Genomic DNA, 9,655 nt, shown 5'->3' on the forward strand with positions numbered 1-9,655 from the left:
GCTACGGGCTCTACGACATGGCCGGGAACGTGTGGGAGTGGACCAGGGACTGGTACAGCTCGGCGCCGGAACCCGGTCCTGGTTGCTGTGTCCCGGAGGAGGCCAGTCTCGACCCGGCGCAGCCGCAGTTCCGGATCCCGCGGAAGGTGATCAAGGGCGGCTCGTTCCTGTGCGCGGACAGCTACTGCCTGCGCTACCGGCCCGCGGCCCGGCGCCCGCAGATGGTCGACACCGGGATGAGCCACCTCGGCTTCCGGTGCCTGCGATGAGCCACCCCGAGGTCGCGAGCGCGCCCGGCCGGCTGATCGGCCGGATCGCGGGCAAGGTCACCGGCCGGGTGGTCGAGACGGTCCAGCCGGACATCATCCTCGAGCACGTGGACGTCGAAGCCCTGGTCGACCGCATCGACGTGAACCGGCTGCTCGACCGCATCGATCCGAACCGGCTGCTGAGCCGGATCGACGTCGACCGGCTGGTCGAGCGCATCGACATGGACCAGCTGCTGGACCGGGTCGACCTGGACCGGCTCACGGACCGGATCGATCTCAACCGCCTGCTGGCGCGGGTCGACATGGACGCTCTGCTCAGCGACGTGGATCTCGAGGAGCTGGTCCGGCGGTCCGGGATCCCGGATATCGTTGCCGAGAGCACCAGTCAGATGGCCGGCTCGGCCCTCGACCTGGTCCGTCGGCAACTGGCCGGGCTGGACGCCGTACTCGACCGGGTGATCGATCGGATGCTGCGCCGGCACACGCCCTCGCAGCCGTCGGCGCCACGGCTGCTGGCCGAACCGGAGCAGGCATGAACGGGCGGCTGACCGTCACCGGTCACTACTCGGGGGCCATCAGCCGGGCGGTGGCCGCCGTACTCGACGTGATCTTCGTGTTCGCGTCGTACACGCTCGGGCTCGCGGGGCTGGACCTGCTGACGACGGCGTTCCTGGATGTGTCGTTGCGTGGTGATCCGTCCGCGCCGGTCGCGACGATCGCCTTGCTGTCTTGGGCCTTCTGCTACACCTTCGGCTGTCTTGCGATCGCCGGGCGGACGCCGGGCAAGGGGATCGTCGGACTGCGGGTGGTGCGTGCGGACGGCAGTACGCTGCGGACCGGCCGGGCGTTGCTGCGGGTGTGCGCGACCCCGTTGAGCGTGCTGTTGTTCGGAGCGGGGCTGGTGCTGATCATCTTCCAGCGCGAGCATCGCGCGCTGCACGACCTGATCGCCGGGACCGCGGTCGTCTACGACTGGGGTGAGCGGCCGGCCGAGCTGCCCGGTCCGCTGTCCGACTTCCTCCGGCGCGCCAACGCGGAGGGTCGATGATGAGGATCGTCTGGCTGCTGCTCGCCGTACTGGTCGCCGGTTGCACCGGGACGACCTCGATCAACCAGAGCGCGATGGACGCCGACATCGAGGACGCTGTCCGGGTGGTCGACAGCTTCTGGCAGCAGGCGTTTCCGGAGACCTTCGGCGAGCCGTACGAGAGCCCGCAGGTGGCCGGTGGCTACACCGGCGCCGACGGGCCACGGTGTGCCGGCGAGGAGTCCGTGCCGTACAACGCGTACTACTGCCCGGCGGGTGACTTCATCGCGTGGGACGAGGACCTGATGGCCGCCGGTTACAGCCAGATCGGCGACGCGTGGGTCTACCTGATCATCGCCCACGAATGGGCCCACGCGATCCAGGCCCGGCTCGACGCCGACCAGGTCTCCGTCGCCGCCGAGCTCCAGGCCGACTGCCTGGCCGGCGCCTCCCTCCAGGGCGCCGCGTCGACCGGCGCGATCGCCATCGAGCCTGGCGACGCCCAGGAACTCGCCCAGACGCTGGCTGCCGTCGCGGACGACTACCCGTGGACCAAGGTCAGCGACCACGGGAACATCCAGGAACGGACGTCCGCGTTCAGCGTCGGCGTCAACCGCGGGATCGAGGCCTGTGTCAGGTAGAGCGGGCCTTCCGCTGGTCGTGCTGGGCCAGCGCAGCGCCCAGTTGGGCGCCGACCACAGCCGACGTGACAACCACCACGGCCAGGACGACGAGCCACGAGATGATCGCGATCGCCACGCCGATGACGCCGTACCGCTCGGTGTTCCGCTCGATCAGGTGCGGAACGTACGTCGCACCCGCCGCACTGACGATCGTCTGCGCCAGCGCGCTCACCACGGCGCCCGGCAACAGCAGCCGCCAGGCGACGCGCCGGCTCAGCAACAGCCACGCGGCGAGCCACCACCCGGGGACCGCCGCGCAGGTCTGCGCGACCAGCGAGACGATCACGCCACCGGGGAGGTCGTCGGCCAGGCTCGCGATCGAGGCCAGCACCATCAGGGTGAGGAGCAGCAGCAAGGCGCCCTGGAGGCCGTTGACGGTACGGCGAAGTCCGCGCGCGGGCAGGTCCCACGCCATCTCGTAGGTCCGCTGGATCGACCGGGCGAAACTGCTCGCGGACACCAGCACGGTGAGGACACTCAGGATGGTCAGACCGCCCGAGCTGGACGGCGGCCGGGAGAACAACGAGCGGACCGCGTCGGCCGTCGTACCGGTCACGCCGAACCGCCTGATCATCCAGTTGGCGACCGCCTCGGCATCGGACGCGCTCAGGAAGGTTGCGATGACGATCAGCAGCGGGACCAGCGCGATGAAGGCCTTCCCTGCGAGCGTCAGGGCCTGGTCGTACAGCCGGATCTGCAGCGCTGCGATCACGATGCGCCAGACGATGCTGCCCTGCACCCACGTCCGGCCCTGCTGCACCCGCGGGTGCTCCACCCACCGCTGCTTCATCACTTCGACGCTAGCCAAGCGCGCGGCCGCCGTACTCATCCCTGACGGGTGACAGCGCGTGCGGCCACCCCGGCTCTCGACCCGCGGCGCCACCTGGGGTTGGATGCCGCCATGGACCGACTGACTGATGCCGAGGTCGCGATCAACGCGGCCGCGGCGGGGGCGGACGTCGTACGGCGGATGTACGGCGGAGCCCTCAGCCACTACGACAAGTCGCCGACCGACTTCGCCACCGAGGCCGACCTGGAGTCGGAGCGGGCGATCCTCGAGGTCATCCGCGCGGCCCGCCCGGACGACGCGGTGATCGGCGAGGAGTACGGCGCCACCGGCACCGCGGCCCGCACCTGGCTGGTGGACCCGCTCTGCGGCACCCTCAACTTCGCCGCCCAAACCCCACTCTTCTCAGTCAACGTCGCCCTCCCCACCACCGCCGTCGCCGCCGTGGCCGACCCGCTGACCGGCGAAACCTTCTGGACCGACGGCACCACAACCAAGCTCCGCCGCACCACCATCCACTCCCCCACCACCCCATACCCCGCCGGCCACAGCCCCGCCACCCCGTCGCCCACCAGCCTTCGCGACGCTTCACCGGCGACCGACCTCCCGGCGACACCCTCCGCCGCCTCGCGGCTGGTCGACGTGGACATCGACGCCCCGCCGGGGGCCGACTTCCTCGGCGCGCAACTGCTGGCCGACGAGAAGTTCCGGGCAGCGTTCGCCGGCCGCGTCTCCTCCACGACCCTCACCCTCGCCTGGGTCGCGATCGGCCGCCGGGCCGCCTACATCACCGACGGCACCCTGCAGGACAGCGTTCACTTCACCGCCGGCATCACCCTCTGCCAAGCAGCCGGCTGCACCGTCACCGACTTCCGCGGCAACCCCGTGCACACCGGCCCCGGCCTGATCGCCGCCGCCGATCCCGCCACCCACCAGCGGTTGCTCGACCTGGTCGCCCCGCACCTGTGTGCCTGAAGCAGCCCCGTTTCGTGACCATTGGTTGACTGCCGACGCGAGGTTTGCGGCTTAACCTTGGGTTATGGCCACGTACGGGCACAGCCCTCGAGGCGAGGTGGGGCTGCAGGAACTGATCGACGCGTCGCCCGCGCCGCGGGCGCGGATGTCCGCCGCGGCCGAGATCGCGCTGGTCTGCGGCCTCGGAGCGGTGCTCACGGCAACCTTCTCGATCCTGTTCGGCGTCTCGCTGGTCTTCGGCGCCCTCGCCGTACTCACCGCCCTGGTCGGCCTGATCAGCACCCACCGCCCCGACGTGGCCGGCTCGGCCCTCAACGTCCTGGGGCTCTTTCTCGGCCTGCTCGCCCTCGCCACCGTCGGCGTCCGCTACCTGGGCATCGACACCGCCGTCGGCGACCCCCTCCTCCCCTGGCTGACCGACCAGCTCCACCACTGGAACACCAAGCTCCCCCAGCCGTAGCCAGCCCCACCGCGACCAAGAACAGCACCGCGGCGGCCCTGCTCAACCTGGTCGAGAAGCGCGGCGTCGGCCCGGACGTGAAGCTGTGGGGCTACCTGCCGCCGGACATGTGGACCAGATGGACCCGTCGTGGAAGAGCCTGACGGTCCGGCAGATCCTGAGCCACACCTCGGGGATCGACCAGATGCTGACTACGCGATGGATCATCCCGAAGCTGTGGGACCTGACCGAGCCGAGCCGCGGCGTGCCGGACGTGATGGGCCCGAACGACTCGGGTCCCTGGACGCTGGCGTACATCAACGAGCGTCTGTTCGCCCCGGCGGGTATCGCACCCGCGTCCCGTGCACCGCGGCGAACCCTGACACCGCCGCGCATTCCTACGACATCAGCGACCTGGCCAAGGGTGGCCCTCTGGAACGCCGGCCAGCCGAACTGCGCCGGCCACCGCGGCCTGCAGATGTCGGCGGTCGACCTGGTCCGCTGGCACACCCACCAGCGGCTGCTCGACAGCTGCCAAGCCAAGTTCCCCCGGCGACGTAGAAGCCAGCGTCCTCCTCAACAGCAAACTCCTCGGCGACGCCACCCAGTGCACCATCCTCCTCAACGCCATCAAGACCGCAACGAGCTGACCACCCCAACCGAACCGCCCGCGGAAACCCCGCGGGCGGTTCCGCGTTTCCCCAGCCCCGGGCAAGGGCGCGCCGGGGCTCTGTAGTCTGTCCCGGTGGACGACCGGATCATCCGCATCCGCGCGAAACTCGCCCAGGCGGCCGAATCCCCTGCCCTGCTGGAGTCTTTCGGCGCCAAGGCCCACTCGTACCGGCTGAAACCGCCGCTGTCCGAGGCACAGGTCGCGGCGTTCGAGGCCGAGCATGGGGTGGCGCTGCCGGCGGAGTACCGGCTGTTTCTGCTCGAGGCCGGGGATGGCGGCGCGGGCCCGAGCTACGGGCTGGTGCCCTTGCGGGAGGCGCTCGACTGGGACGACGATCCGGTCGGCTTCCTCGCGGCCCCCAGCTACCTCGCTGACGGCATCGCCCACTCAGTCGAGGAGTACGGCGAGTTCCCAGAGCCACGGCAGGGCAGCCTTGCGATCGTGCACCACGGCTGCGCGTACTACACCCAGCTCGTCGTGACCGGTCGGGGCCGCGGACGGCTCGTCGACGTCAACGCCGACTGGTGCGACCCGCCGTACGTGAGCGAGGATCCGGACTTCCTCTCCTGGTACGAGCGGTGGCTCGACGAACTCCTGGCCGGATACTCGGTCACCGACTTCGGTCAGAAGCTGCCTGGGGACGAGACCGCGCTGCTCGCCATCCTTGCCGGTGACCCGGATCCGGACCGGCGGGTACGGGCAGCCTGGTCGCTGAGCTACCTGCCGGAGATCGGGGCCGGCGCGGGGAACGGCCTCGCCGCGGCCGCCGCGGACCCGGATGCTCGCGTCCGCGAGGCGGCGCTCGGCGTCGGGTGGCGATCCACCGTGCCCCAGGTCGAGACTGCCGCGCGGACGGCGTTGACCGACTCGGCCGCGCCGGTGCGCGCCGCGGCGATTCACGTGCTCCGCGTCCTTGGCACTGCCGATCTCGCCGAGCGCGCCCGGGCACTGCTGACCGACGAGGACTCCGCAGTGCTGTGGGCAGCAGCGTGGGCACTCACCGACAGCGGCGACTGTCAGGTCGCCGATCTGGAGCCGCTACTGGATCGGCCCGCCGCCGGTGACCGCGTGTCGGCCGTGTACCGCGCGATCAAGGCACATGGCGACGCCACCGGCCTGCTGCGCCGAGCACTCGATGACCCCGATGCCGACGTACGGCGCCAAGCCGTCCAGTCGGCCGAACAACGCAAGGACCGATCGCTACTGCGGGACCTGCGGAAGCTGCAGGTCACGGAGACCGACCCCGTGGTCCGCACGAACCTCGATCGCGTCATCGCCTCCTGGCGGAGCCGGTGGCCGGTGCTTCGCGGCCGGAAAGCCTGAGTCAGCGGAAGTCGCGGGAGGTGGTTTTGGCGGCTAGGGGGAGGCGTTGGAGGTGGTCGGCGGAGAGGTTGGTGACTTCGCCGGCGCGTTCTACCCGGCCGCGGATGATGAGGGCGCCGGCGGTGCGGGCGACGGTGGCGTGGCGGTGCCAGCAGCCGACGGTGATGACGATGTTGGCCATGCCGGTCTCGTCCTCGAGGTTCATGAAGGTGACGCCGGAGGCGGTGGCCGGGCGCTGGCGGTGGGTGACGACCCCGGCGACGCGGACCCGGCTGCCGTCGGGCGCCTCGCGGAGCTGGGCGGCGGACAGGATGCCCTCGGCCCGGAGCTCGGCCCGGATGCGCTGCATCGGGTGACTGGTGGTGGTGATCGAGGTCGACCACAGGTCGGCCATGTCGGACTCGATGTCGGTCATCCCGGGCAGGGTGGGCGGCGGCCCGGCAGCGGTGATGCCGGCCAGCTGACCCGGGCGCTCCTCGGCAGCCCGCCCGGCTTCCCACAGCGCCTGCCGGCGGTCGAGCCCGAAGCAGTCGAAGGCCCCGGCCGTGGCCAGCGCCTCCACCTGGGCGGCAGTGATCCCGGTCCGGCGGACCAGGTCGGCCATCTCGGTGAACGGCCCACCGCGGTCGCGCTCCTCGACGATCAGCTTCGCGCCCTTCTCGCCGATCGTGCGCACCTCCGACAGCCCGAGCCGGACCGAGAACGCGCCGTCCCGGCGATGGACAGTGGTGTCGAACGGCGCCTTCGGGTCGAACGGCCCGACCAGCGGCTGCGGATCCACCAGGCAGTCCGCCGAGCCGGTCGGCCCGGTCAGCTCCTGCCCGTCGACCAGTTGCTCGAGGCCCGCGTCGACCCCGGACAGGTGCAGGTCCGGACGCCGCACCTCGACACCGTGGCGGCGGGCGTCGGCGACCAGGGACTGGGGTGAGTAGAACCCCATCGGCTGGGCCCGCAGCAACGCGGCCAGGAACGCGGCCGGGTAGTGCAGCCGCAGCCACGTGCTGGAGTAGACGAGCAGGGCGAAGCTGATCGAGTGCGACTCCGCGAACCCGAAGTTCGCGAAGGCTTCGATCTTGTCGTAGATCTCGTCGGCCAGGTCCCCGGTGATCCCGTTGCGCGCCATCCCGGCGTACAGCTTCTCCTTCAGCGACGAGATCTTCTCGATCCCGCGTTTCGACCCCATCGCGCGACGGAGCAGGTCGGCCTCGTCGCCGTCGATCTCGCCGACCGCCATCGCCATCTGCATCAGCTGCTCCTGGAACAGCGGCACTCCCATGGTGCGCTCCAGCACCGGCCGCAGCTTCGGGTGCAGGTAGGTGACCGGCTCCTCCCCGGTCCGGCGCCGGATGTACGGATGGACCGCGCCGCCTTGGATCGGGCCGGGCCGGATCAGCGCGATCTCGGTGACCAGGTCGTAGAACCGGCGCGGCTTCAACCGGGGCAGCGTCGCCATCTGGGCCCGCGACTCCACCTGGAACACCCCGACCGAGTCCGCCCGGCACAGCTGGTCGTAGACGCCGGCCTCCTCCTTCGGGATCGTGTGCAGCAGCCACGACTCCCCCACGTGCTCGCGGACCAGCTCCATGCAGTACTGCAGCGCGGCCAGCATCCCGAGCCCGAGCAGGTCGAACTTCACCAGCCCCATCCACGCGCAGTCGTCCTTGTCCCACTGCAGGACTGTGCGGTTCTCCATCCGGGCGTGCTCGATCGGCACCACCTCCCCCACCGGCCGCTCGGTCAGCACCATCCCGCCCGAGTGGATCCCCAGGTGCCGCGGGAACTTCAGCAGCCCGGTCGCCATCTCCACCACCCGCGGCGGGATGTCGTGCTCGGTCGAGGTGATCTCCGGGCTCCAGCCGTCCACCTGCTTCGACCACGCGTCCTGCTGGCCGACCGAGTACCCCAGGGCCTTGGCCATGTCCCGGACGGCGGACTTCGGCCGGTAGCTGATCACGTTCGCGACCTGGGCCGCGTTCCGGCGGCCGTACTTCTCGTAGACGTGCTGGATCACCTCCTCGCGGCGGTCGGAGTCGAAGTCGACGTCGATGTCCGGCTCCTCGGTCCGGGTCGAGGCGAGGAACCGCTCGAACGGCAGGTTGTAGAGGATGCTGTCGACCGCGGTGATCCCGAGCGCGTAGCAGACCGCCGAGTTCGCCGCCGAGCCGCGGCCCTGGCACAGGATCCCGTGGTCGTGCGCGAACTTGACGATGTCGTGGACGATCAGGAAGTACCCCGGGAAGCCCTTCTCCGCGATGACGTCCAGCTCCCGCTGCAGCCGCTCGTACGCGTCCGGGCGCTCCTCGCGGGTCCCGTACCGCAGGGCGGCGCCTTCGAAGGTGAGGTGCCGCAGCCAGGACATCGGGTCGTGCCCGTCCGGCACGTCCCGCAACGGCAGCTTCGGCTTCGCCCGGGCCAGGTCGAACGACAGCTGGTCCGCGATCGTCACCGACCGCGCCACCGCCCCGGGGAACCGCTGGAACCGGGTGGTCATCTCCGCGCCCGACCGGACGAACGCCATCCCGGCCGGCGGCAGCCAGCCGTCCATCGAGTCCAGGTCGCGGCGGGCCCGGACCGCGGCCAGCGCGGCGGCCAGCTTGTGCTGCGCCGGGGTGGCGTAGTGAACGTTGTTGGTGGCAACCACCGGGAGCCCGCGGTCCGCGGCCAGGCCGGCCAGCACCTGGTTCCGGCTGGAGTCGGCCGGCAGGTGGTGGTCGACCAGCTCGACCACCACGCGGTCCTGGCCGAACAGGCTCACCAACCGGTCCAGCTCCCGGCCCGCGGCGGCCGGACCGTCGGCATGCCCGCCCAGCTCCAGCGCCTGCCGCACCAGCCCCTTCCGGCAGCCGGTCATGATCAGCCAGCGATCACGGCCCTGCTCGGCGAGCTCCTCCAGGTCGTAGACCGGGCGGCCCTTCTCACCGCCGGCCAGCTGCGCCTCGGTGATCGCGCCGGCCAGCTTGTGGTAGCCCTCCTGCCCCTCCGCCAGCACCAGCAGGTGACTGCCCTCGGGGTCGGCCACACCGTTCTGCGGGCCGGTCAGGCCGAGGGACAGCTCCGCCCCGAACACCGTGGGTAACGCGTACGCCGCCGCGGCCTCGGCGAACCGGGCCGCGCCGTAGAACCCGTCGTGATCGGTCAGCGCCAGCGCGTGCAGGCCCTGCCGGACCGCCGCCTCGACCAGGTCCTCCGGCTGGGACGCGCCGTCCAGGAAGGAGAAGTTCGAGTGCACGTGCAGCTCTGCGTAGGGCACCGCGTTGTCGGGGCGGCGGGCGGGGGCCGGCACGTACGGACCGCGGTGCTGTGACCACGCCGGGCTGTCGCCGCCGTCGGCCGTCACCGGGCGGTTGCCGTGGCTGCCCGGGCGTGAGCGGTTCGACAGCTTGCGCTCCAGCTCCGACCACTTGATCGGCGGATTGTTGTAGCCCATCGCACACACCTCCCGTCCACCACAAGACTAGAACATGTGTTCGAAGTAGCGC

At 71.0% G+C, this 9,655-nt stretch carries 10 protein-coding genes; 8 read left to right on the forward strand and 2 right to left on the reverse strand.

Annotation, left to right across the window (positions count from 1 at the left end):
- From ACWCOV_RS41210 to ACWCOV_RS41225, 4 genes are all read left to right on the forward strand, one after another.
- Window positions 1-269: SUMF1/EgtB/PvdO family nonheme iron enzyme (locus ACWCOV_RS41210; RefSeq protein ID WP_449834830.1), on the forward strand; the 269-nt coding region annotated here is incomplete at its 5' end.
- Complete coding sequence (locus tag ACWCOV_RS41215; protein WP_449834831.1) at window positions 266-805, forward strand: hypothetical protein; 540 nt, start codon at window positions 266-268, stop codon at window positions 803-805. The genes ACWCOV_RS41210 and ACWCOV_RS41215, both read left to right, overlap by 4 nt.
- On the forward strand, window positions 802-1,317 hold the full coding sequence (locus ACWCOV_RS41220) for an RDD family protein (RefSeq protein WP_449834832.1): 516 nt from the start codon (window positions 802-804) through the stop codon (window positions 1,315-1,317). Before ACWCOV_RS41215 ends, ACWCOV_RS41220 begins: the two co-directional genes overlap by 4 nt.
- Entirely contained in the window at window positions 1,314-1,937 is a 624-nt protein-coding gene (locus ACWCOV_RS41225) for a neutral zinc metallopeptidase (protein WP_449834833.1), read from the forward strand. Before ACWCOV_RS41220 ends, ACWCOV_RS41225 begins: the two co-directional genes overlap by 4 nt.
- Here the strand turns inward: ACWCOV_RS41225 and ACWCOV_RS41230 are convergent.
- Window positions 1,930-2,769 (reverse strand): YhjD/YihY/BrkB family envelope integrity protein, encoded by an 840-nt coding sequence (locus tag ACWCOV_RS41230; RefSeq protein ID WP_449834834.1) that lies wholly within the window; start codon window positions 2,767-2,769, stop codon window positions 1,930-1,932. The two genes, ACWCOV_RS41225 and ACWCOV_RS41230, sit on opposite strands and share 8 nt — an antisense overlap.
- 111 nt (window positions 2,770-2,880) lie before the next feature.
- On the opposite strand from ACWCOV_RS41230, the gene ACWCOV_RS41235 reads away from it, so the two are divergent.
- From ACWCOV_RS41235 to ACWCOV_RS41250, 4 genes are all read left to right on the forward strand, one after another.
- The gene (locus ACWCOV_RS41235; protein WP_449834835.1) at window positions 2,881-3,741 is read left to right on the forward strand and encodes an inositol monophosphatase family protein; all 861 of its coding nucleotides are present in this window, start codon (window positions 2,881-2,883) and stop codon (window positions 3,739-3,741) included.
- A 64-nt stretch (window positions 3,742-3,805) separates the two neighbouring features.
- Entirely contained in the window at window positions 3,806-4,201 is a 396-nt protein-coding gene (locus tag ACWCOV_RS41240; protein WP_449834836.1) for a hypothetical protein, read from the forward strand.
- An 85-nt stretch (window positions 4,202-4,286) separates the two neighbouring features.
- Window positions 4,287-4,916, forward strand: a complete 630-nt coding sequence (locus ACWCOV_RS41245; RefSeq protein ID WP_449834837.1) for a hypothetical protein — start codon at window positions 4,287-4,289, stop codon at window positions 4,914-4,916.
- A gap of 9 nt (window positions 4,917-4,925) precedes the next feature.
- Window positions 4,926-6,176 carry a HEAT repeat domain-containing protein gene (locus tag ACWCOV_RS41250; protein WP_449834838.1) on the forward strand — a complete coding sequence of 417 codons (1,251 nt, stop codon included), beginning with the start codon at window positions 4,926-4,928 and terminating at the stop codon, window positions 6,174-6,176.
- A gap of 1 nt (window position 6,177) precedes the next feature.
- On the opposite strand, the gene ACWCOV_RS41255 is transcribed toward ACWCOV_RS41250, so the two are convergent.
- Window positions 6,178-9,603, reverse strand: coding sequence for an error-prone DNA polymerase (locus tag ACWCOV_RS41255; protein ID WP_449834839.1), 3,426 nt, complete (start codon window positions 9,601-9,603; stop codon window positions 6,178-6,180).
- Between the last annotated feature and the right edge of the window lie 52 nt (window positions 9,604-9,655).

It is taken from the genome of Kribbella sp. NPDC002412 (genome assembly GCF_053592935.1).